Consider the following 22,303-nt stretch of genomic DNA (forward strand, 5'->3'; position numbering starts at 1 on the left):
ACGTGTTAACGAGTTGTCGCCGCCGCGCTCACTTGTCGCGATGGAGCGCGTGCTTGAGCTTGTCGGCGGCCTCGTCGATCTTCCCCTTGATGCCGCCCTCGGCCTTGTCGACGCGGCCCTCGTTCTTGAGGTCCTGGTCGTCGGTCAGCTCGCCGGCGGCCTTCTTGACATCGCCCTTTGCCTTGTCGAACGTTCCGTCGTCCATTTCGTTCCTCCTTAGGTCCATGTGGATCCTTCTGAGGACGGCCTGCCCGCTTCCGCGTTTGCCTACGCGTGACAGGGGCAGCGCAATACGCGGGGCACGACGGCGAATCTGTGAGAAACCGCACACAATCGCCCAGCCTCGCCCAAAGTGGTTGACGAAGCAATGATCCCTCCGTACAATACCTAGCGTAACAGTAGGTATTGGAAAGGGATCCAAGACGAAGGCTTACATGAAGACGTCCGGCACCGCCCACGAAACCACCACAGACACGACGTTCGACCCGCTCCAGCTGCTGATGCGCGAAGCGCGCAACTGGCCGCTGTTGACGCCGGCCGAGGAGATCGAGCTCGCAAGACGTATCGAGCGCGGCGACCTCTCGGCGAAGGAGCGGATGGTCAACTCCAACCTGCGCCTCGTGATGTCGATCGCCCGCCACTATCAGGGGCAGGGTCTCGGCATGGGCGACCTCGTGCAGGAGGGGACGCTCGGGCTCATCCGCGCGGTCGAGAAGTTCGACTGGCGCAAGGGCTTCCGCTTCTCCACCTACGCGACGCTCTGGATCCGCCAGTCGATCCAGCGCGGCCTCGAGAACACCGGGCGCACGATACGTCTCCCCGTCCACGTCGGGCAGCGCGCCCGCAAGGTCGCCCGCATCCGCCGTGAGCTGACGGCCAGATTCGGCCGCGACGCGACCGACGAGGAGATCGCGGAGGCAGCCAGACTGCCGCTCGATCAGGTGATCGAGGCCGGCAGAGCCGACCGCGAGCCGACCAGCCTCGACGCGCCGGTCGGCGAGGACGGCGACACCGCCCTCGGCGCACTGATCAAGACCGACACGCCCGAGCCCGACGAAGAGGTCGCGGACACGCTCCGTCACGAGACGGTGCAGCGCGCGATCGACGGCCTCCCAGACAACGAGAAGACCGTCATCCACCTTCGCTTCGGCACCGCGGGCGAGCCGCCGCAGACGCTGACGCAGATCGGCAGACGCCTCGGCGTCAGCTCCTCCCGCGCCCGTGAGATCGAGGAGCAGGCCCTGCGCCGCCTCTCTCGCGAGGGCACCCTCGCCGCGCTGCGCGAAGCGGCGTAACCAGCTTCAGACCACCACACCCACCGACGACTCAGCAGTCCGGACCCCTTCTCGACCGACCCCTCCGGACGACTCCTCCACCACCACAGCCCCCTCGCACGCAGCACCCGAGGCCCCGCTCCAGCAAGCGGGGCCTCGGCCGTTAAACGGGCGCCGGCTCAGGCGGCCGCGCGTCGGTCGGCGCACCGACGAGCGCGCCGCCGGGGCAGTCCTCGCAGGGGATCTCGCGGCGCGGGTCGCGGATCCCGGCGAGCGCGACCAGCCCGCCCAGCAGCGCGAGGCCGCCGGCGATCCCGATGGCGACGCGGAAGCCCTCCTGCGAGGCGTCGGCGAGCGCCTGCTCGACGAGCGGTCGCTCGCTCGCGGGCGTGCCGGGGGCGCGGTCGGTCAGCCGCAGCGCCCGCGCTCTGTCGACCGCCACCTGGGCGGCCGGTGTCAGCCGCGTCGACGCCAACTCGGCGTCGAGCTTGTCGCTCGCGGCGGCCGCGACGGCGGCGCCCGCCACCGCGATCGCCACCAGGCCGGCGACGCGCGCGACCGCGTTGTTGACGCCGGAGGCGACGCCCGCGTGCTCGACCCCGGCGGCGCCGAGCACGGTCGCCGTCAGCGGCGCGACGGTCATCGCCAGCCCGAGGCCGAACAGCAGCACGGCCGGCAGCACCTCGGTGAGGTAGTCGGGCGCGGTGCCGACGCGCAGCAGGAGCAGCAGCCCGGCGCCGGCGATCAGCGGCCCGAAGCCCATGAAGCGGCGCGGCCCGTAGGTGTCGGCGAGCGCGCCGAAGCGCTTGGAGAGCACGAACATCATCGCCGTCGTCGGCAGCATCGCGGCGCCGGCGGCGACCGGCGACCAGCCGGCGACCTGCTGGAGGTAGAGCACGAGGAACAGCGAGGCGACGTTGAGGCCTCCGTACAGCAGGAAGGTAGCGAGGTTGCCGACGGAGAAGTTGCGGATGCGGAACATCGACAGCGGCAGCATCGGCGCGCGCACGCGCCCCTCCCACCACACGAACGCGGCCAGCAGCGCGGCGCCGGCCAGCAACGGGATCGCGACGCGCGGGTCGCCCCAGCCGTGCGACGGCTGCTCGGTCAGCGCGAAGACCGGCCCGGCGAGGCCGAGCGCGCACAGGACCGCGCCGGTCCAGTCGATCGGCGTGCCGCGCTCGCGGTGGCCCTCGGGCGCGTGACGCAGCAGCCACAGCGTCAGCAGCACCGGCACGACGTTGATCGCGAAGATCCAGCGCCACGAGACCACTTCGAGCAGCAGGCCGCCGCCGAGCGGGCCGATCACGGTCGCGGTGCCCGTCCACGCGGTCCAGCTGCCGATCGCGGCGCCGCGCTCGGACTCGGGGAAGGTGTCGACGATCAGCGCCAGCGTGCTCGGCACCAGCAGCGCGCCGGCGATCCCCTGCAACGCGCGCGCGACGATCAGCAGGTCGGTGCTCGGCGCCAGCGCGCACAGCAGCGAGCAGACGCCGAAGGCGGCGACGCCGAGCGAGAAGACGCGGCGGCGCCCGAGCAGGTCGCCGAGCGAGCCGCCGAGCAGGATCAGCGAGCCGAGCGTCAGCAGGTACGCCTCGACGATCCACGTCTGCGCCGAGAGGCCGCTGTCGAGCCCCTCCGCGATCGCGGGCAGCGCGACGTTGACGACGGTGCCGTCGAGGAAGACGGTCGCCGAGCCGACGATGCAGGCGACCAGCGTCCAGCGCTTGGCCGTCGCGCTGACCGGCTGGCTCTCCGCGCTCACCCGCTCACCGTAGCGTCCGCGCGGCGCGCGTCAGTCGTGCTCGTCGCGGTCGAAGACCGCATCGAGCAGGCCGTTGACGGCCCAGACGATCAACGTCGCTGCAACACCCGTCCAGAAGCCGTCGATCTCGAAGTTGCCGACCAGCCAGCTGGTCAGGAACAACATCAGCAGGTTGACGAAGAACAGCGCGATCCCGAGCGTGACGATCACGAGCGGTATCGAAAGCACCGTCACCACGGGCTTCACGAAGATGTTGACGATGCTGAAGACGAGCCCGGCGACGATCAGCGTGACCCAGAAATCGCCGCCGGAACGGACGCCGGAGAGCAGCTCGGTCGCGACCCAGAGGGCGGCCGTGTTGCACAACCATGTGATGAGGAAGCGCTCCATTGCGTCATATCTTCCCGTTTCATACGAAACCTCTGCGCCCTTCTGCCGTTCATATGGGTGAGATGCAAAGAGGTTTTGTCGATCTTCACGTCCACCTGCTGCCCGGCGTCGACGACGGTCCCCCGGACCTCGACGCGACGCTGGAGCTGGCCGGGCTCGAGGTCGCCGACGGGATCGACACCGCGACGGCGACGCCGCACGTCGCCTCCGTCGACGTTGCCGAGATCCCCGCGCGCGTCGCGGAGGTCAACGACGCGCTGCGGGCGGCCGGCATCCCGCTCGTCGTCGAAGGCGGGGGAGAGCTGGCCGCGCGCGGTGCCGCGCGCCTCTCGCCCGCGGAGCTCGAGACGATCGCGCACGGCCCCGCCGGCGCCCGCTGGATCCTGCTGGAGGCGCCGCTCGACGGTGCCGTCGCGACGCTCCACAGAGCGGCCGACACACTGCGCTCCGCCGGCTACGGGATCGTGCTCGCCCATCCCGAGCGCTGCCATCCGCTGTTCGACGACGACATGGCCGGGCTGGAGCGCGAACTGAAGCTCGGTTCGCTGGCGCAGGTCAGCTCCTCCTCGGTCCTCGGCCTGCACGGCATAAGAGCGCGCCGCAACGCGGTTCGCATGCTCGCCGCCGGCTATGCCGGCCTGCTCGCCTCCGACGCGCACGGGCCGCGCCGCCCGCCGTCGCTGACGCAGGCCGTCCGCGTCGCCTGCGGCTTCGGGCTCGACCCTGCGCACGCCCACGCGCTCTGCGCCGAGCGGCCGCGCGCGCTGCTCGTCGAGGGGCTGAGACCGTGTACCACGGCCGAGGCCGGCCTCCCGCTCGGCGCGGAGCTGCGCGCCGACGAGGGCGGCGGCTACGTCGCCGGCAGGGAGCTGTCGGTCGTGAGGCGTCTGCCGCCGGCCGCGCCCGGCTTCGGCAGCGCGCTGCCGTCGCTCAGCTCCTGAGCGGCGGCGACTGACGCGGCCGCGCCCGCGCGCCGTCTTCTCGGCTCGCGCACGACCTGCGCGGCGAGCGCCGTGCCGATCCCCAGCAGCGCCCACGTCAGCGGATCCTCGAGGAAGGCGGCGTAGATCAGCGTGTGCACGATCAGCGCGAGGAAGGCGGCCGCGACGAAGGCGCGCGCCGGCGTGCCGGCCGCGCCCCGCAGCAGCCGCGCGAAGGCGGCCGCCAACAGCGCGAGGTAGGCGATCAGGCCGATCACGCCCTGCTCGGAGGCGACGGTGACCGGGATCGTGTGCGAGGTCGCGGCCGCGTCGCCGCCCTCGCGCCCGTTGCGGTCGCGGTACTCGGCCTCGAAGGCGCCGGAGCCGAAGCCCTGCAGCGGGCGGTCGGCGAAGAGGCTGCCGCCGCTGGTGACGAGGCCGGAGCGGCCGCTGGTGGAGGCGTCGAGGTTGTTCAGGTCGATCCCGAAGGTGCTCGGCGTGATCAGCACGGCCGCGCCGGCGACGAGCACGACCGCGAGCGTCGGCAGCAGCGTGCGGCGCACGCCCCACGCCAGCACCGCCAGCGTCGCGAGCCCGACCAGCAGCGCCACGAAGCTCGACTGCGACAGCGTCAGCACCAGCCCGGCCCACAGCGCCGCGAGCACGATCGAGCCGCCGATCAGCAGCTCTCTGCGGCGCGTGTGCAGCAGCGTCGCGGCGACCGCCAGCATCGCGACGACGAGGAAGCGGCCGTAGATGTTGGGGTCGAAGAAGACGGAGTTGGTGCGGAAGTACGTGTGCAGCTCGTTGGATGCGATCAGCTTCGGGTTGAGGAAGATGTGTCTCGTCAAGTACTCGACGTAGCCGATTCCCGAGAAGATCAGCGCGAGCCCGACGAGCACGCCGAAGCACCAGCGCAGCAGCCGCGGGGTCCAGTCGATCTGCGCCAGCAGCACGAACAGCAGCGCGAACGGCACGTAGAAGAAGGCGATCTGCTGGAGCGCCTTCTCGAAGTCGGCCGAGTAGGTCGCCTGCACGCCGTAGAGCACGATGAACAGCGCCAGCAGCCGCTCCAGCCAGCCCGGCTGCCAGGCGCGCGGCGGGGGCGGCGCCTCGGGGTCGGCGCGCAGCGCGGGGACGATGAAGGCGAGCGCGCCCGCGGCGACGACGAGGTAGAGCGGCACGAGCAGGTTGGAGGTCGAGCCGCCGACCTCGATCGGGATCCGGAACGGCAGCGCGGCGACGGTCAGCACCGGCAGCAGCAGCGGCTGGCGCGCCATCAGCGTCGCCAGCAGCGAGAGCGCGACGAGGCCGACCGCGGCGGCCGCGAGCGCGGCGCCGGAGTGGTCGCGCACGACCTCCATCTGCGGCGAGTCCCAGATGTCGGAGACGAGCAGCACCGGCGCCAGCAGCAGCGCTCCGCTCATCGCGAGCGCGCGCATGCGGTCACTGCGTGCGACGAGCGCGCACGCGACGAGCAGGACGGCGACGACGGCACCGGCCTCGGGCGCCGGACCCGCGAGCGCGAAGGGGACCGCGAGCATGGGGCGCCGGAGTCTAGAGGTCTGCGCAGCGCCGCTCTGCACGGCCGCGTGCGGCGCGCGCGGCGTCGCTCCGCGCGGCTGCGCGCGGTCAGCGCATCGCGTGTCCATACGCGGGCGTGCGGTGCCCGCGCCTCTCGATCCTCTAGCCTGTTCGGCCGATGCCTCGCCGTGCGTACCAGGCCCCTGCGCTCGTCGCTGCGCTGATCCTCGCCTTTGCACTCGCCGCCTGCGGCGAGGGCGGCACCAGCGTGGGCGGCGGCAACGAAGCCCCCAAGACCGGTGCCGGAACGAGGCAGGCGACGGCCTTCGACCCGCGTGACGAGCCGCTCGGCTGCTTCGCCGGCAAGGGCGTCGAGGCCGAGAAGGATCCGCGCTATCGCGAGCGCATCAACATCCTCCCGGCCACCTCCGGCGCCTACGTGACCTTCACCGCGACGCTCCAGGACGCGCTCAGCCGCCAGCTGCGCAACGAGGAGGACGCGACCGGCGCCCAGGCGATCGGTCCCGCGCTGCTGACCGGCGGCGACCTCGACGACGAGCAGCTCGGCAAGGTCGAGGACTGTCTCGACGCGCGAGGCACCAGATACTGATGTCGCAGCTGCAGAAGCGCATCCTCATCGGCGTCGTCTGGCTGGTCCCGATCGTCTGCGTGATCTGGTGGGCGAGCAAGCAGGAGGCGCCGAGACTGCCCTCCGACGCCGGCGGGATCGCCGCGTTGGTCGGCTCGCTCGGCCTCTACGCCGTCGCGACGCTGATGCGCGCCGAGCGCTGGGAGCGGATCCTGCGCCGCGCCGGCGTGCGCGCCAAGCGCGCCGACGTCTACGCGCTGACGCCGATCGGCTACATGGGCAACAACGTGCTGCCGGCGCGCGGCGGCGAGCTGCTGCGGACCTTCCTGCTCGGGTCCAGAACCGAGGGTTCGACGAAGCGCACGATCCTCGGCACGATCCTCGCCGAGCGCGTGCTCGATGCCGTCGCGCTCGGGATCATCCTCGTCGTCCTCGCCACCGGCCTGCTGAGCGAGCTGCCGGCGCCGAGCACGACCGTGATGCTGATCGGCGCCGCGGTGCTGGTGCTGCTGCTGATCGTCGCCGCGGTCGCGCTGCTGAAGTACCGCGAGCGGCTGCTGTTCGTGCTGGAGGCGCTCAAGCCGATGGCGCAGCCGACCAAGCAGCTGCTCAGCAGCCACGGGATCGCGCTGCTGGTCGTCTCGCTCGCCGTCTGGTGCGTCGAGGCGAGCGTCTACATCGCCGTCGGCCACGCCGTCGGCATCGAGCTGGGCCTGCAGGACGGCCTCGCCGTCGTCGCCTTCACGAACGCCGCCTCGCTGATCCCGGCCGCGCCCGGCTACATCGGCACCTACGACGCGGCCGTGATCTTCGCCGTCAACGCCGTCACGAACGCCTCCAGAAGCGCCGTGCTGTCGTACCTGATCCTGCTGCGCTTCGTGCTGTTCGTCCCGATCACCGTCGTCGGCTTCGTGCTGCTCGTCGTACGCTATGGCGGCCTCTCCCGCGTCAGAGCCGCCCGTCAGGCCGCTCGTGACGAGGAGCGGACCGAGCACGAGGCCGCCGCGGCCGCCCGTGCCGAGACGCACGTCGACACCGCCGCCTCGACGGCGTGAAGCCGCCCCTTTCTCCCTCTGTGACTGCCTCGACCGCATCCCCATCCCAGCCTGCGTGGCTTGCCGCGCTGCAGGCCCGTCTGACGCCGGCGCCGGTCAGCGGCCGCGCCACCGACGGCCGCCTCTACGGCGGCCTCGCGCTGCTCGCCGTCGTCTGCGCCGCGCTGACGCTGCTCTACCCGTCGACGCCGACCTACGACCCGTGGGCGTGGATCGTGTGGGGTCGCGAGATCGTCCACTTCGACCTGACGACGACCGGCGGCCCGTCGTGGAAGCCGCTGACGGTCATCTTCACGACGCTCTTCGCGCCGTTCGGCGACATCGCGCCCGACCTCTGGCTGGTCGTCGGCCGCGCCGGCGCCTTCATGGCCGTCTTCCTCGCCTTCCGGCTCGCCTGGCGCCTGACCGGCGGCTCGATCCCGGCGCGCGTGATCGCCGGCGTGATCGCCGCGATGGCGCTGTTCATCAGCTCGCAGTTCATCCGCAACATGACGCTCGGCAACTCCGAGGGCCTGCTGGTCGCCTTCACGCTGTGGGCGATCGAGCGTCATCTCGACGGCAAGTACCGCCAGGCGTTCGCGCTCGGGTTCCTGTCGGCGCTGCTGCGGCCGGAGATCTGGCCCTTCCTCGGCCTCTACGGCCTGTGGCTGCTGCTGATCGACCGCGACCGCCGCACGCTCGTGCTCGTCGTCACCTGCGGCGTGCTGATCCCGGTCCTGTGGCTGCTGCCGGAGTACTGGGGCTCGGGCAACTTCTGGCGCGCGGCGGATCGCGCGCAGCAGCCGAGCCCGAACAGCCCCGCCTTCGCCGACTTCCCCTTCTGGCAGGTGATCAAGAACACCTGGCCGCTGATGCTGACGCCGGTCAAGGCGGCCGCCGCCTTCGCGCTCGTCGTCGCCGGCTGGCAGTGGTTCAAGCACAGACGCGACCTCGTCGTGATAGCCGTCTTCGGGCTCGCCGTGCTGTGGATCTGCGAGATCGCGCTGATGACGCAGGCCGGCTTCTCCGGCAACCCGCGCTACATCATCCTCGGCACGACGCTGATCGCCGTGATCGGCGGCGTCGGCTTCGGCCGCGCGGTCGACATCGCCAGCGCCCTCGTCGTGCGCGTCGCCAGAGGCGGCAAGAACGCCAACTGGCTCGCGATCGGGACCGGCGTGGTCGCCTGCGTCGTGCTGCTGGCGGCGACCTACCACTGGGCCGGCCCGCGCTTCCGCAGCTTCGGCAACCTCGACCGCGCGCTGCGCTACCAGGCGCAGCTGCGGATCGACCTCGACAAGTCGCTCGGCAAGGTCGGCGGCGGCGAGTACTTCGCGCAGTGCGGCCAGATGGCGACCGGCACCTACCAGGTCCCGATGGTCGCCTGGTACGTCCACCGGCACACCAACGAGGTCGGCCTCGAGCCCGGCGAGCACGGCTCCGTCGTCGCCTCGCGCTCGACCGGCGCCGCCCCGTGGGCGCCCGCGGGGGACACCTTCCCGTGGGGCTACACGAAGCTGATAGAGCAGCGCACGACCCACCTGTACTCGACCTGTCCCGCGAAGCCGGGTTCCGTTGCCGCCGAAGCGGCCGGGTAACCTCTCTCCGTCGATGGCCACGGTTGCAGTCCCCCGTTCCGAGCGCAAGCTCGACCTGCGCGCCTCCGACGCGCTGATCGCCGCCGTCACCCTGATCGTCCTGACGGCGCTGTCGGTCTACGTCCGCACACGGGCGATATCGGGCTCCTTCTGGATGGACGAAGGGCTGTCGGTCGGCATCGCCTCGCACGACCTCTTCGACATCCCGGGCGTCCTGAGAGAGGACGGCTCGCCGCCGCTCTACTACATGGGCCTCCACCTCTGGATGGACCTCTTCGGGCGCACCGAGACGGCCGTGCACTGGTGGTCGCTGCTCGCCTCGCTGTTGACGATCCCGGCGGCGATGTGGGCCGGCTGGAGCCTCTGGGGCAAGCGCGCCGGCTTGATCGGCGCCGCGCTCTGCTCGCTCAGCCCCTTCCTCACCTCCTACGGCGAGGAAGCGCGCATGTACGCGCTGATGACGCTGTGGGCGCTGCTGGCGACCGCCTTCTTCCTGCACGCCTTCGTCTACCGCAGAGGCCGCGGCCACGTCGTCGGCTTCGCGATCTTCCAGACGCTGATGCTCTACACGCACGGCTGGGGGATCTTCTACGGGCTCGCCTCGTTCGCGGCGCTGATCGTGCTGTGGTGGCGCAGCGAGGAGAGAAGAACGCTCGCGATCGAGGGCCTGGCCGCCTACGGCGCCGCCGCGATCCTGTTCTTGCCGTGGCTGCCGACGCTGCTGTTCCAGGCCGGGCACACGGCCGCGCCGTGGGGCAGAGCGCCGCGCTTCGGCGCGCCGATCCAGATCTCGCGCGACCTCTTCGGCGGCGACCGCGCCTCGATCATCCTGCTGCTGATCGGCGGCTTCGGCGTCGCGACCGCCCTGCAGGCGCACAAGGGCAAGCGCGACGGCGAACGGCTGGCGATCTGGGTGCTGCTGCTGATCCCGCTGGTGACGCTCGCGATCGCCTGGACGCTGTCGCAGTTCAACCCCGCGTGGGCGTCGCGCTACTTCGCCGTCGCGCTGGGCCCGATGCTGCTGCTGTCGGCACTCGGCCTGATGCGGGCGAGAACGCTCGGCCTCGTCGCGCTCGCCGTGCTGATGCTGTTCTGGGTCAACCCGCAGCCGTTCGTCGACGGCTACAAGAGCGACGTGCGCGACATCGGCGCCGAGGCCGGATCGCTGCTCAGAGACGACGACCTCGTGATCGTCGGTCAGCCCGAGCAGGTGCCGGTCGCCTGGTACTACATGCCCGGCGGCCTGAGATACGCCGACACCGCCGGCCCGGTCGACGACCCCCGTCACATGGACTGGGTCGACGCGATGGACAAGTACGAGGCGGCCCAGCCGCGCGATGTGCTGCCGAGACTGATTGATAGCCTGCAGCCCGGCCAGAAGGTTCTCTTCATGCGTCCGCTCACCGAGGGCGTCGAGAACTGGTCGGCTCCGTGGACGCAGCTCGCCCGGCGCCGTTCGGCGCAGTTCGGTGCGATCCTTGCGCAGGCCGCAAGAGACGGCGTGCTCAGAGAGCTGGCCGTCGCACCGAAGTTCTACCGCGGTGCATCCACGGTCGGCAACGTCGGGATCCTCTACGAGAAGGTCTCCGACAGACCATTGACGCAACTCCCCTGAACCGCCGCAGCGAAGACGAACGGATATGACTGAGAACGAGACTTCCCCCAGCCCCGCTCCCAAGGACAGCCGCCCGTACGTCGTGCTCGGCGGCGGTCCGGCGGGATTGACCGCCGGCTACCTGCTGGCCAAGCGCGGCGAGCCCGTGATCGTGCTGGAGTCGACCGACCAGGTCGGCGGCATCGCCCGCACCGAGGTGCGCAGAGCGCCCGACGGCGGCGAGTACCGCTTCGACCTCGGCGGTCATCGCTTCTTCACGAAGGTCAGAGAGGTCGACGACCTCTGGCTCGAGATCATGAGAGGCGAGTTCCTCCTGCGCCCGCGCCAGTCGCGCATCTACTGGCGGCGCAAGTTCCTCCAGTATCCGCTGGAGGGCATGGACGTGATCAAGAAGCTCGGCCCGGTCGACCTGATGCGCGCCGGCTTCTCCTACCTCTACGCGGCGATCAAGACGAAGGTCCGCCCGCAGAGAGAGGACACGCTCGAGCAGTGGGTCTCCAACCGCTTCGGCAGATGGCTCTTCACGCAGTTCTTCAAGACCTACACCGAGAAGGTCTGGGGCGTCTCGACCTCTGAGCTGCGCGCCGACTGGGCCGCGCAGCGGATCAAGGGCCTCTCCTTCTTCTCCGCCGCCAAGGCCGCCTTCCTCGGCAACAAGGGCAACGAGATCAGATCGCTGATCGGCGAGTTCCACTACCCCAGATTCGGCCCCGGCCAGATGTGGGAGAGAATGGTCGCCGAGATCGAGGCGCACGGCGGCGAGGTGCGGATGAACGCGCCCGTCACGAGAGTCGTGATCGAGAACGGCCTCGCGACCGGCGTGATCGCCGGCGGCGAGACGATCGAGGCGCGCGCCGTGATCTCCTCGCTGCCGCTCGGCACGACGACGAGAATCACCGATCCCGAGGCGCCCGCCGAGGTCCGCGACGCCGGCCGCAGCCTGCGCTACCGCGACTTCCTCACCGTCTCGCTCGTGATCGACGGCAGAGACCTCTTCCCGGACAACTGGATCTACATCCACGAGCCCGGCGTCAAGGTCGGCCGGATCCAGAACTTCCGCTCGTGGAGCCCGTGGATGGTGCCCAACGACCACGAGGCGTCGATCGGCATGGAGTACTTCTGCTTCGAGGGCGACGCGCTCTGGAACATGGCCGACGACGACCTCGTCGAGCTGGCCAAGCGCGAGCTGGGCGAGATGGGCCTCGGCGACCCGTCGAGAGTCACGATGGGCTTCGCGACGCGCGTCCACAAGGCCTACCCGGTCTACGACGAGCAGTACGCGAGAAACCTCGAGGTCGTCAAGGAGTGGCTGGCCGAGACGCCCAACCTCGTGCAGGTCGGCCGCAACGGTCTCCACCGCTACAACAACTCCGACCACTCGATGCTGACCGCGATGCGCGCGGTCGACAACCTCGTCGACGGCACCAGACACGACATCTGGGCGGTCAACGCGGAGCAGGAGTACCACGAGGAGGACGGCAGCGACAAGGTCAGCGGTCAGGGCGACCGCAACGCCGCCAACCCGTACCCGTACAGAGAGGCGCCGCCGGAGAACGAGCGCGAGAGAGCGGCGAACACCGCCTCCTAGCGCCCGCCCGCAGCACCCCGTTTTTCCGAGAGCCCCGCTGATGCGGGGCTCTCGTCGTTGTGGGCGGTTTCGCGCTCAAGGGCGCGGGTGGCGGGCCGATTGCCGGGAGAAGAGAAGTCATCGCTGGAGGTCTTTCCCGTCATGCGCATCACCCGTCGCTCCCTCACTCCGCTGCTCGCGGGGCTGTCGTCGCTCGCGCTGCTGCCAGCGGCGGCGGCCGCGGCCGACACGGTCCCGGGCGAGGTCGTCGTCCGCTTCGAGAAGGGGACCAGCGGCGCCGCGCAGACGCGCGCCGCCAGCGCCGCCGGCGGCGAGCGCTCGGCCGCGATCGCGCTGCCGGCGACGCGCGTCGTGCGCCTGGAGGACGGCGTCTCGCCCGCCGCCGCCGTGCGCGCGCTGGAGCGTCGCGACGACGTGGTGTGGGCCGAACCGAACTACCGCGTCGCGACGACGCGGCTGCCCGACGATCCGCTGCTGCCGCAGCTGTGGGGCCTGCGCAACGACGGCCAGGCGGTCCCGCAGGCGCTCGCCCCCGGCGACGACGGCGCCCGTGCCGGCACGCCCGGCGTCGACCTCGGCGCCGAGCGCGCGTGGGACGTCACGACCGGCTCCGCGCAGACGCTCGTCGGCGTCGTCGACACCGGCATCGCCCACCACGAGGACCTCGACGCCAACCTGCGCGTCGACCTCTCGCGCGACTTCCGCGACCCGTTCGACGACGACGGCGATCCGACCGCCGACGCCGACGGTCACGGCACGCACGTCGCGGGCACGATCGGCGCCGTCGGCGGCAACGGGATCGGCGTCGCGGGCGTGAACTGGCAGGTCGGCCTCGTCGCGCTGCGCGCGCTCGACGCCGGCACCGGCACCAGCGCCGACATCGCCGCCTCCTTCGCGTACGCCGGGCAGCTCGGGCTGCCGGTCGTCAACGCCAGCCTCGGCGGCCCCAACCTGTCGCACGCCGTCTCCGACGCGATCCGGCTCTCGCCCGGGACGCTGTTCGTCGTCGCGGCCGGCAACGACGGCGAGGACATCGACAGAGACGCCGCCTACCCGTGCAGACTGCCGCACGGCAACATCGTCTGCGTCGCGGCGACCGGCAACGTCGGCGACCTCTCGTGGTTCTCGAACTTCGGGCGCGAGGCGGTCGACGTCGGCGCGCCCGGCAGCCAGATCCTCAGCACCACGCCGAGCTACAGAGCGGCCCACGACCTGCCGATCGACGTCGCCAGCTTCCCGACGGAGTGGACGACCGGCCCGGCCGGCCAGCAATGGGCGGTCGTCGCCGAGCCCGACGGCGACGAGCTGGCGATGCCGGCCGCCGGCGACCTGCAGCCGGGGATCGACAGCTTTGTCACCGGCAGAGCGTTCAGCCTCGCCGGCAGACGCGCCTGCACGCTGCTGACGCAGGCGCGAGCCGACCTCGGCGACCCGGACGCACCGTCCGGCATGGCGATCGTCGAGCGGACGATCGACGGCGTCGGCTGGAGCGAGATCGGCCGCTTCACGACCGGCGGTTGGCAGCAGCGCAGATACTCGCTGCTGGCTGACGGAGCCGACGAGGTGAAGGTGCGCGTGCGGCTCGTCTCCTCCGACGACACGCCCGCGGGCCTCTCCGGCGTGCGGATCGCCGACATTACGGCCGTCTGCCTCGACGAGGCGCGCCACAACGCCTACGTCCGTCACAACGGCACCTCGATGGCCAGCCCCCACGTCGCCGGGGCGGCCGCGCTGCTGCTGGCGCGCAACCCGCACCTGACGATGCCGCAGTTGCGCGACGCGCTGCTGTCGACGACGACGCCGCAGCCGGCGCTGTTCGGCCGCACGGTGACCGGCGGCAACGTCGACGTCGTCGCCGCGCTCGCCGCCGCGACGCCGCCCGCGCCGACGCCGATCCCGCCGGTGCCCGCTCCGGCCCCGCCGGCTCCGGCTCCGGCTCCGCTGCCCGCGGCGGTCCCGCCGACCGCCGCGCAGACGGTCCGCGGCAGCCTGCTCGTCGAGGGGCGGCGGCTGCGCGCCGATCGTGGCGTCGTCGTCCGCGTCGGCGTCGATGCCGTCGCCTCCGTGCGCGCCAGCGGCAGAGTCAGCTGGCGCGGCGGCAGCGCGCCGCTGCGCGCCGCTGTCTCGCGCGGCGTCGTGCGCTCCGGCGCGATCGCGACGCTGCGGCTGCGTCTGTCCGAGCGCGACCTGCGCCGCGCGCTGAGCGCCAGCCGCGCCGGCCGTCCGGTCACCGCCGTCGTGCGGGTGCGGATCGTGCCGCGCGGCGAGCTGCGCGCGCGGACGCTGACGAAGCGCGTGCGCGTCGGGTAGCGCTCAGTCCGCGCCGAACAGCTCCCGCGCCGCGTCAGGGCTCAGCTCGCCGAGCGCGGGCGGGGCGCTGGCGTGGCGTGGCGGCGTGGCCGACATGCGGACGGGGTTGCGGGCGACGCGGGTGGGGGTGGGGGCGGCCTCCCCGGCGCCCGGCGCGGCTCCCGCGGAGCCGGCCTCGCGCGCGGGGTGGGCGCCCGGCAGCGGCTCGAGCTCGGCGATCGGCTCCAGGCCGAGCCGCTGCGCCAGCGCGAAGGCGCCGGCGAGGTCGTTGACCTCGCCCGCGGGGACGCCGACCGCCAGCAGCGCCTCGGCCCACTGAGCGGCGGGCGCCGTCGCGAGCCGCTCCTCCAGCGTGGCGCGCAGCTCGACGCGGGCGGCGACGCGCGCGGGGTTGGTCGCGAAGCGGGGATCGGCGGCCAGCGCGGGCTCTCCGAGCACGTCGCAGAGGCGGGCGAACTGGCGGTCGTTGCCGACCGCCAGCACGAGCCGCGTGCCGCCGGCCGCGCCGAACAGCTCGTACGGAGCGATGCTGGGGTGGGCGTTGCCCATGCGGCCCGGCACGACGCCGCCGGCCGTGTACGCCGACGCCTGGTTGACGAGCGCGGCCAGCAGCGAGGAGAGCAGGTCGACCTCGATCCGCTGGCCCTCGCCGGTCGCGGCGCGGTGGCGCAGCGCCGCGAGGATCCCCGTCGTCGTGAACAGCCCGGCGATCACGTCGACGAGCGCGACGCCGGCCTTCTGCGGGTCGCCGTCGGCCGGCCCGGTGACCGACATCAGCCCGCCGACCGCCTGCACGAGCAGGTCGTAGCCGGGCAGCGCCGCGCCGGCGCCGCTGCTGCCGAAGCCGCTGATCGTCGCGTAGACGAGCCCGGGGTTGGCGGCGGCGAGCGTCGCGTGGTCGAGCCCCAGTCTCGCCATCACGCCGGGACGGAAGTTCTCCACGACGACATCCGCGCGCGCGGCCAGCTCGCGTGCGAGTGCGAGGTCGGCGGGGTCCTGCAGATCGAGTGCCAGCGAGCGCTTGTTGCGGTTGACCGAGAGGAAGTAGGTGGCGGTGCCGGCGGCGTCGTGCGGCGGACCCCAGGCGCGCGTGTCGTCGCCGCTGCCCGGCCGCTCGACCTTCACGACGGTCGCGCCGTAGTCGGCCAGCAGCATCGTCGCGAGCGGGCCGGCGAGCACGCGCGAGAAGTCGAGCACGAGCAGGTCATTCAACGAACCGGGGATGGCGGGCATTCTTAGATTTTATAAGATTCACGCATGACCGCATCGACGACCCCCACCACACCGCTGCGCGCGAACGACTTCCTCGGCATCGACGCGCTCCTGAGCGACGAGGAGCGCGACATCCGCGACGCGGTGCGCGCCTTCGTCGCCGATCGCGTCACGCCGCACGTCGGCGACTGGTTCGAAGAGGGCACGATCCCGGCGGAGCTGCCGAAGCAGCTCGGCGACCTCGAGGTGCTCGGCATGCACCTGACCGGCTACGGCTGCGCCGGCGCGAGCGCGACCGCGTACGGCCTCGCGTGCATGGAGCTGGAGGCCGGCGACTCGGGCGTCCGCTCGCTCGTCTCGGTGCAGGGGTCGCTGGCGATGTTCGCGATCTGGAAGTGGGGCTCGGAGGCGCAGAAGCAGGAGTGGCTGCCGCGGATGGCCGCCGGCGAGGCGATCGGCTGCTTCGGCCTGACCGAGCCCGACTCGGGCTCCGATCCCGGCTCGATGCGCACGCACGCCAAGCGCGACGGCGAGGACTGGATCCTCAACGGCCAGAAGATGTGGATCACCAACGGCACGATCGCCGACGTCGCCGTCGTGTGGGCGAGAACGGAGGAGGGCATCCGCGGCTTCCTCGTGCCGCAGGGCACGCCCGGCTTCACGGCGCCGGAGATCCACAAGAAGCTGTCGCTGCGCGCCTCGGTCACGTCCGAGCTGGTGCTCGACGACGTGCGCCTGCCCGACAGCGCCCGTCTGCCGGAGGCGAACTCGCTGCGCGGTCCGCTCTCCTGCCTCAACGAGGCGCGCTACGGGATCGTCTGGGGTGCCGCCGGCGCCGCGCGCGCCTGCTTCGAGGCGGCGCTCGACTACGCCAAGACGCGGATCCAGTTCGACCAGCCGATCGCCTCCTTCCAGCTGATCCAGCAGAGACTGGCCGAGATGGCCGTGAAGGTGAACCAGTCGACGCTGCTGGCGCTCCACCTCGGCCGCCTCAAGGATGCCGGCACGCTGCGGCCCGAGCACGTCAGCATGGGCAAGCTGTCGAACGTCAACGCGGCGCTGGAGGTCGCGCGGACGGCGCGCCAGGTGCTCGGCGCCAACGGCATCACGCTCGAATACCCGGTGATCCGGCACATGAACAACCTCGAGTCGGTCGTCACCTATGAGGGCACCGCCGACGTCCACGCGCTCGTGATCGGTCACGCGCTGACGGGGATCGCGGCCTTCCGGTGAGCACCCTCCCGCGCCGCAACCGCACCTCGCAGGAGCACGCGGTCGAGTGGCTGCGCGCGGCGATCGTCGCGCGCGAGCTGCGGCCGGGGGCGCGGGTCGTGCAGGAGGACGTCGCCGAGCGGATCGGCGTCAGCGTCGTGCCGGTGCGCGAGGCGCTGCGCGTGCTGGAGCAGGAGGGGCAGCTGACCTACCTGCCGCGGCGCGGCTACTTCGTCACGGAGCTGGACGTCGCCGACCTCGACGAGATCTATGCGCTGCGCGCGCTGCTGGAGGCGCGCGCGGTCCGCCACGCGCTGCCTGTGCTCGACGCGGAGGCACTGGAGCGGATGGAGCTGGCCGCGCGCGACTGCGTCGATGCGGCCGCGGCCGGCGACGTCGCCGCGGAGCTGGAGGCCAACCGCCGCTTCCACTTCGCGATCATGGACGCGCCCGGCCAGCCGCACGCGCTGCGGCTGATCCGCGCGCTGTGGGACTCGACCGAGTCCTACCGCGCGCTCTACTACAACGCCGCCGCCGAGCGCGACGCCGCCGTCGCCGCGCACGACCGCATCATGGAGGCGGTCCGCGCTGAGGACGTCGAGCGGCTGATCGCGCAGCTCGACGCCCACCGCGAGCGCGCCCTCGTCGTCCTGCGGGGGATCCTCGCGGAGGGATGAGCGCGGAGCTGTGCATCAGCTGGGTGCACAGATCCGCACTCCTCAGCGCTTGCGCCTCGTCGAGCTGCGCACGACGACGCGGTGCGGCACGACGACGTGGCGCGCCGGCTCCTCGTCGTCGAGCAGCGCGATCAGCAGCGAGGCGGCGGCGCGGCCGATCTCCTCGGGGTTGAGGTTGAGCGTCGTCAGCGCCGGGCGCGCCTGCTCGGGCGCCTGGCTCTCGGTCGCGGTCGTCGCCAGCAGCAGGTCGTCGGGCACGCGCACCCCGCGCGCCTCGGCCGCCATCAGCGTGCCGTAGGCGAGCCGGTCGTAGGTCGCGAAGATCGCGTCGGGCGGCTCTGGCAGCGACAGCAGCTCGCCTGCCGCGGCGTAGCCGGCGCGCTCGGAGAGCCCCAGCTCCGGCGCCTTCACGATCGGCTCGACGCGCTCGCTGGCGCACCACTCGCGGTAGGCGCGCTCGACGTCGAAGGTGTAGGAGATCTCCAGCGGGCTGGTCATCAGCGCGATCCGCTCGGCGCCGCAGCGCTGCAGGTGGTCGAGCATCGAGCGGGTGCCGGCTATGTGGTCGTTGTCGACCCAGCAGGAGCGGTCGTCGCCGAGCATGCGGCCGGTCGTCACGACCGTGATGCCCGCTCTGCCGAGCGCGCTGACGAGCGGGTCGTCACGGACCGGGTCGACGATGATCGCGCCGTCGACGGCGATCCCGCCCTGCGGCGCCAGCGCGCCGTCGGCCGGCGCCAGCACGAGCGCGTAGCCCTCGCCGATCGCGGCCGTCGAGGCGGCCAGCATCAGCTGCCCGAAGTAGGCGAAGTCGGTGACGGCGAACGGCGGTCCGCCGTGCTGGGAGACGACGAGGCCGATCAGGCCGGTTCTGCCGACGACCAGATTTCGGGCGGTCGCGTTCGGCTTGTAGCCGAGCTGGTCGGCGATCGCGCGCACGCGCTGGCGCGTCGCCTCCGGCAACCGCCCCTTGTTGTTGAGCGCGTGTGAGACGGTCGTCACCGAGACGCCCGCTGCGGCCGCGACCTCTTTGATCCCCACCCGAGTGCGATTGGTCCCCATGTCGTGGACAGACTATCCGCGTGGACGTTGACAGTGCAAAAGCGTTTTGTCTAGGCTGCGCAGAAGGAAGTGCAAAAACGTCTTTCCAACGAGGAGGGGAAGACCGTGTCGACAACGCCTGTTGATCCGACGATGTGGACCAGCCTGCTGCACGCGGGGCTGGTCGGCTCGTTCATGCGCCTGCCGCACGTGCCGGCTGACGCCGACGCGCTGAAGGCGCACGGCGCGAAGGCCGCGATCTACGGACTGCCGTGGGACGCGACGAACATCAGCCGCACCGGGGCCAACTACGGCCCGCGCGGGATCCGCGAGGTCTCCGCGCAGTTCCTGACGTACAACGCGACGCTCGACTTCGACCTGCTCGACCTCAGCCCGGTCGACACCGGCGACTGTGACGTCGTGCTCGCCAACGCGGTCGAGACCTTCGCCCGCGCGCAGGCCGACATCGGCGCGATCCTCGACGCGGGTGCGCTGCCGGTCACCTTCGGCGGCGACCACTCGATCACGATCCCCGCGGTGCGCGCGGTGCGCGAGCGCGTCGCCGACCCCGGCCTCGTGCTCGTCGACATGCACCTCGACACCGCCCCCGACGTCGGCGGCGAGGAGCTGAACCACTGCTGCCCGGTCGTGCGCGCCGTCGACGCCGGCTTCGACCCGGCGAAGATCGCGCTCGTCGGGATCTCCGGCTGGATGAACCCGCGGACCGAGCTGGCCTACTGCCGCGAGCACGGCATCACCGTCATCTGGCTCGAGGAGATCTGGGAGAAGGGGACGAGATGGGCGGCCGACAAGGCGCGTGAGATCGCCGGCGCCGGTGACGGCATCTACCTCTCCTTCGACGTCGACTCGCTCGACGCCGCCTACGCGCTCGGCACCTGCTGCCCCTCGCCCGGCGGCCTCACCAGCCGCGAGGCGATCGAGCTGGTGCGCGGGATCGCGCAGGAGGGCCTCGTCGGCGTCGACGTCGTCGAGGCGGCGCCGAGCCTGGAGGCCGGCGCGACCTCGCCGACCTCGCTGATCGCCGGGCGCGTCGCGCTGGAGGCGATGGCGTTCCACGCCGGAGCCGGGCGCAGAGGCTGAGCGGCGATGCGCGTCCTGCTGGCACAGCTGGACCCCGCGCCCGGCGACCAGGCCGCCAACGCGGCCGCCGTCGCCGCCGCGCTCGCCGAGCACCCCGGCGCTGAGCTGGCGGTCTTCCCGGAGCTGTTCCTCTCCGGCTACGACCTCGCGCGCGCCGGCGAGCTGGCGCTGAGCGCGCCGGCCGGCGGCGCCGCCGCCGACGGGGCCGGCACCGGCCCGATCGCCGTCGTCCGCGACGCCGCCCGCGCGCACGGCACCGCCGTGCTCGTCGGCTTCGCCGAGCGGCTGCCCGACGGCAGGGTCGCCAACTCCGTCGCGTGCGTCGAGGCCGACGGCCGCCACGTCGCGACGTACCGCAAGACGCACCTGTTCGGTGCCGAGGCGGAGGCGTTCGCGGCCGGCGACGAGCTGCTCGTCGTCGAGCTGGCGGGGCGCCGCGTCGCGCCCCTGGTCTGCTTCGACGTCGAGTTCCCCGAGCCGGCGCGGGCGCTCGCGCGCGCCGGCGCCGAGCTGCTGGCGACGCTGTCGGCGAACATGGAGCCGTACGGCCCCGACCATGCGCTCGCGGCCCGCGCGCGGGCGCTCGACAACCGCCTGCCGCACGTCTACGTCAACCGCGTCGGCGGCGAGGACGGGCACCGCTTTGTCGGCGGCAGCGCCGCGATCGCCGCCGGCGGGGCAGCGCTGGAGCAGCTCGGCGCCGCCGCTGAGACGCGCCTCGCCGAGCTGTCGCTGGAAGGCGCCGGCACGGCCGTCGCCGACCCGCAGGTCAACTATCTGGAGCATCTTCGCGATGATCTCGTCGTGAAGGCCGTTTCGTCACCGAGCGTCCACGGAGGAACGCGATGAGCACCGAAGCACCAGGGCTCTTCACCCGCAGAGCGACCGGCCTCGTGCGCGAGGGGCGGACGCGCGACGCGCTCTTCTACAACCTCTTGTGGTCGAGCGTCGGCCTCACCTTCGCCTTCTTCTGGCTGTTCGCCGCCTTCTACCCCGGCGCGAGCGCCCTGCTGGCCTTCCTGATCGCCGCCGCGCTCGGCCTGCCGGGCGCCTTCCTCTACGCGATGCTGACGCAGCTGATGCCGCGCACCGGCGGCGACTACGTCTTCAACAGCCGCGCGCTGCACCCGTCGGTCGGCTTCGCCGGCAACTTCTCGTACTCGTTCTGGCTCGCGGTCGTGATCGGCGTCTACACGACCTACATCGCCTCCTACGGCTTCGGCGCCTTCGGCCGCATGATGGCCGGCTTCGGCGCCGGCGACGGCTGGCTCGACTTCGGCGACTGGTTCTCGACCAGACCGGGCCTCTTCATCACCGGCACGGTCGTGCTGCTGGCGAGCGCCGCGATCTTCGCCTTCGGCGGGGTGCGGCTGTTCTTCAAGATCCAGGCGGGCGCCTTCGCGCTCTACCTGCTCGGCGCGATCATCGTGCCCGTCTTCGTCGGGCTGCTCACCAGCCACAGCACGTTCGTCGCCAACTTCAACGAGTACGCGGCCAACCTCGGCGTGCAGGACGCCAGCGCCAAGCTGGCCGCCTCCGCGACCGAGCTGGGCTTCGCCCCCGCCGACTTCAGCTTCGAGTCGACGTTGAGAGCGGTCTCGATCTTCTGGTTCATCTTCGGCTTCATCTTCTCCAGCAACTACTTCGCGGGCGAGATCCGGCTGGCGAAGCGGACGCACATCTACTCGATGCCGGGCGCGGTGCTGCTGGCCGTGCTCGTGCTGCTCTGCCTGGTGCCGAGCTACACGCACGTGATCGGCTACGACTTCAGCTACATGCTCGGCTACGCCGACCCGGCCGCGTACGGCTTCAGCGCCGGCGCGCCCGCCTACCCGGAGCTGATCGGGATCGCCTCCGGCAGCCCGGTGATCGGCGCGATCGCGATCATCGGCTTCACGATCGGCCTGCTGACGTGGCTGCCGCAGACGCTGATGCTCGTCAGCCGCAACATGTTCGCGTGGTCGTTCGACCACGTGATGCCGGCGAAGCTGTCGTACGTCGACCCGCGCTCGCGCTCGCCGCTGATAGCGATCGGCGTGATGCTGGTGCTGTCGATCGCCTCGACCGCGATCTACGCCTTCACCGACTGGTTCAGCTCGATCACGGCGCTGCTGGGGCTGACGCTGCCGCTGCTGGTGACCGCGATCGCCGGCACGCTGCTGCCGTACCGTCATCCCGACCTCGTCGAGGCCTCGCCGTACAGCGGCAAGGTGCTGGGGATCCCGCTGCTGACGGCCGTCGGCTCGCTCGCGATCCTCGGCTTCGGCGGCGCCGTCGCGATCCTGCTGTGGGATCCCGGCTCCGGCACGTCGCTGAGCGACAACTCCGGCAAGGTCTTCCTCGTGATCGGCGTCTACCTCGCGGCGATGGCGATCTGGTGGATCTCGCGCGCGATCCGCAGAGGCCAGGGCGTCGACGTCGACCTCGCCTACCGCGAGCTGCCGGCAGCCTGA

At 71.8% G+C, this 22,303-nt stretch carries 19 protein-coding genes; 13 read left to right on the plus strand and 6 right to left on the minus strand.

Translation table 11 applies throughout. The annotated features are described in order from the left end of the window. Window positions 1–28: 28 nt before the first annotated feature. Complete coding sequence (locus tag R7226_RS09560; protein WP_318596860.1) at window positions 29–205, minus strand: CsbD family protein; 177 nt, start codon at window positions 203–205, stop codon at window positions 29–31. A gap of 229 nt (window positions 206–434) precedes the next feature. Here R7226_RS09560 and R7226_RS09565 point away from each other — a divergent pair, with 229 nt between their 5' ends. Continuing rightward, the gene (locus R7226_RS09565; RefSeq protein ID WP_318596861.1) at window positions 435–1,295 is read left to right on the plus strand and encodes a sigma-70 family RNA polymerase sigma factor; all 861 of its coding nucleotides are present in this window, start codon (window positions 435–437) and stop codon (window positions 1,293–1,295) included. 142 nt (window positions 1,296–1,437) lie between these two features. On the opposite strand, the gene R7226_RS09570 is transcribed toward R7226_RS09565, so the two are convergent. Both R7226_RS09570 and R7226_RS09575 read right to left on the minus strand, forming a co-directional pair. Further along, on the minus strand, window positions 1,438–3,039 hold the full coding sequence (locus R7226_RS09570) for an MFS transporter (RefSeq protein WP_318596863.1): 1,602 nt from the start codon (window positions 3,037–3,039) through the stop codon (window positions 1,438–1,440). Window positions 3,040–3,069: 30 nt separating this feature from the next. Beyond that, window positions 3,070–3,429 (minus strand): phage holin family protein, encoded by a 360-nt coding sequence (locus tag R7226_RS09575; RefSeq protein WP_318596864.1) that lies wholly within the window; start codon window positions 3,427–3,429, stop codon window positions 3,070–3,072. 62 nt (window positions 3,430–3,491) lie between these two features. Here R7226_RS09575 and R7226_RS09580 point away from each other — a divergent pair, with 62 nt between their 5' ends. Continuing rightward, entirely contained in the window at window positions 3,492–4,370 is an 879-nt protein-coding gene (locus R7226_RS09580; protein ID WP_318596867.1) for a CpsB/CapC family capsule biosynthesis tyrosine phosphatase, read from the plus strand. Here R7226_RS09580 and R7226_RS09585 read toward each other — a convergent pair. Beyond that, window positions 4,280–5,893 carry an O-antigen ligase family protein gene (locus R7226_RS09585; RefSeq protein WP_318596869.1) on the minus strand — a complete coding sequence of 538 codons (1,614 nt, stop codon included), beginning with the start codon at window positions 5,891–5,893 and terminating at the stop codon, window positions 4,280–4,282. The two genes, R7226_RS09580 and R7226_RS09585, sit on opposite strands and share 91 nt — an antisense overlap. A 158-nt stretch (window positions 5,894–6,051) precedes the next feature. Between R7226_RS09585 and R7226_RS09590 the strand changes: the two genes are divergently transcribed. The 6 genes from R7226_RS09590 to R7226_RS09615 all read left to right on the plus strand — a co-directional run bounded on the left by R7226_RS09590 (window position 6,052) and on the right by R7226_RS09615 (window position 14,607). After that, window positions 6,052–6,483: a hypothetical protein gene (locus tag R7226_RS09590; RefSeq protein WP_318596870.1), complete on the plus strand. Its 432-nt coding sequence runs from the start codon at window positions 6,052–6,054 to the stop codon at window positions 6,481–6,483. Beyond that, a complete protein-coding gene (locus R7226_RS09595) occupies window positions 6,483–7,517 on the plus strand; it encodes a lysylphosphatidylglycerol synthase transmembrane domain-containing protein (RefSeq protein WP_318596871.1) in 1,035 nt (344 codons plus the stop codon). Before R7226_RS09590 ends, R7226_RS09595 begins: the two co-directional genes overlap by 1 nt. Before the next feature lie 20 nt (window positions 7,518–7,537). Beyond that, entirely contained in the window at window positions 7,538–9,094 is a 1,557-nt protein-coding gene (locus R7226_RS09600; protein ID WP_318596872.1) for a hypothetical protein, read from the plus strand. Window positions 9,095–9,107: 13 nt separating this feature from the next. Continuing rightward, window positions 9,108–10,709: a glycosyltransferase family 39 protein gene (locus R7226_RS09605; protein WP_318596873.1), complete on the plus strand. Its 1,602-nt coding sequence runs from the start codon at window positions 9,108–9,110 to the stop codon at window positions 10,707–10,709. A gap of 25 nt (window positions 10,710–10,734) precedes the next feature. Beyond that, window positions 10,735–12,297: an NAD(P)/FAD-dependent oxidoreductase gene (locus R7226_RS09610; protein WP_318596874.1), complete on the plus strand. Its 1,563-nt coding sequence runs from the start codon at window positions 10,735–10,737 to the stop codon at window positions 12,295–12,297. Window positions 12,298–12,438: 141 nt separating this feature from the next. After that, a complete protein-coding gene (locus tag R7226_RS09615; RefSeq protein WP_318596875.1) occupies window positions 12,439–14,607 on the plus strand; it encodes a S8 family serine peptidase in 2,169 nt (722 codons plus the stop codon). Between the two features lie 3 nt (window positions 14,608–14,610). Here R7226_RS09615 and R7226_RS09620 read toward each other — a convergent pair whose 3' ends face one another. Next, the gene (locus R7226_RS09620; protein WP_318596876.1) at window positions 14,611–15,840 is read right to left on the minus strand and encodes a CaiB/BaiF CoA transferase family protein; all 1,230 of its coding nucleotides are present in this window, start codon (window positions 15,838–15,840) and stop codon (window positions 14,611–14,613) included. A 24-nt stretch (window positions 15,841–15,864) separates the two neighbouring features. Here R7226_RS09620 and R7226_RS09625 point away from each other — a divergent pair, with 24 nt between their 5' ends. Both R7226_RS09625 and R7226_RS09630 read left to right on the plus strand, forming a co-directional pair. Beyond that, the gene (locus R7226_RS09625; protein WP_318596877.1) at window positions 15,865–17,052 is read left to right on the plus strand and encodes an acyl-CoA dehydrogenase family protein; all 1,188 of its coding nucleotides are present in this window, start codon (window positions 15,865–15,867) and stop codon (window positions 17,050–17,052) included. After that, window positions 17,049–17,708 (plus strand): GntR family transcriptional regulator, encoded by a 660-nt coding sequence (locus tag R7226_RS09630; RefSeq protein WP_318596878.1) that lies wholly within the window; start codon window positions 17,049–17,051, stop codon window positions 17,706–17,708. The genes R7226_RS09625 and R7226_RS09630 overlap by 4 nt, the downstream gene beginning before the upstream one ends. Before the next feature lie 42 nt (window positions 17,709–17,750). On the opposite strand, the gene R7226_RS09635 is transcribed toward R7226_RS09630, so the two are convergent. After that, window positions 17,751–18,770 carry a LacI family DNA-binding transcriptional regulator gene (locus tag R7226_RS09635; protein WP_318596879.1) on the minus strand — a complete coding sequence of 340 codons (1,020 nt, stop codon included), beginning with the start codon at window positions 18,768–18,770 and terminating at the stop codon, window positions 17,751–17,753. Between the two features lie 105 nt (window positions 18,771–18,875). Here R7226_RS09635 and speB point away from each other — a divergent pair, with 105 nt between their 5' ends. Genes speB through R7226_RS09650 form a run of 3 tightly spaced genes read left to right on the plus strand, consistent with a single transcriptional unit; the run spans window position 18,876 to window position 22,303 of the window. Beyond that, complete coding sequence (speB, locus tag R7226_RS09640) at window positions 18,876–19,850, plus strand: agmatinase (protein WP_318596881.1); 975 nt, start codon at window positions 18,876–18,878, stop codon at window positions 19,848–19,850. A gap of 6 nt (window positions 19,851–19,856) precedes the next feature. Further along, window positions 19,857–20,699 carry a nitrilase-related carbon-nitrogen hydrolase gene (locus R7226_RS09645; protein WP_318596882.1) on the plus strand — a complete coding sequence of 281 codons (843 nt, stop codon included), beginning with the start codon at window positions 19,857–19,859 and terminating at the stop codon, window positions 20,697–20,699. Further along, window positions 20,696–22,303, plus strand: a complete 1,608-nt coding sequence (locus R7226_RS09650; protein ID WP_318596883.1) for an amino acid permease — start codon at window positions 20,696–20,698, stop codon at window positions 22,301–22,303. Before R7226_RS09645 ends, R7226_RS09650 begins: the two co-directional genes overlap by 4 nt.

Origin of the sequence: Conexibacter stalactiti, from assembly GCF_033542075.1 — a bacterium.
GTDB lineage: Bacteria > Actinomycetota > Thermoleophilia > Solirubrobacterales > Solirubrobacteraceae > Conexibacter > Conexibacter stalactiti.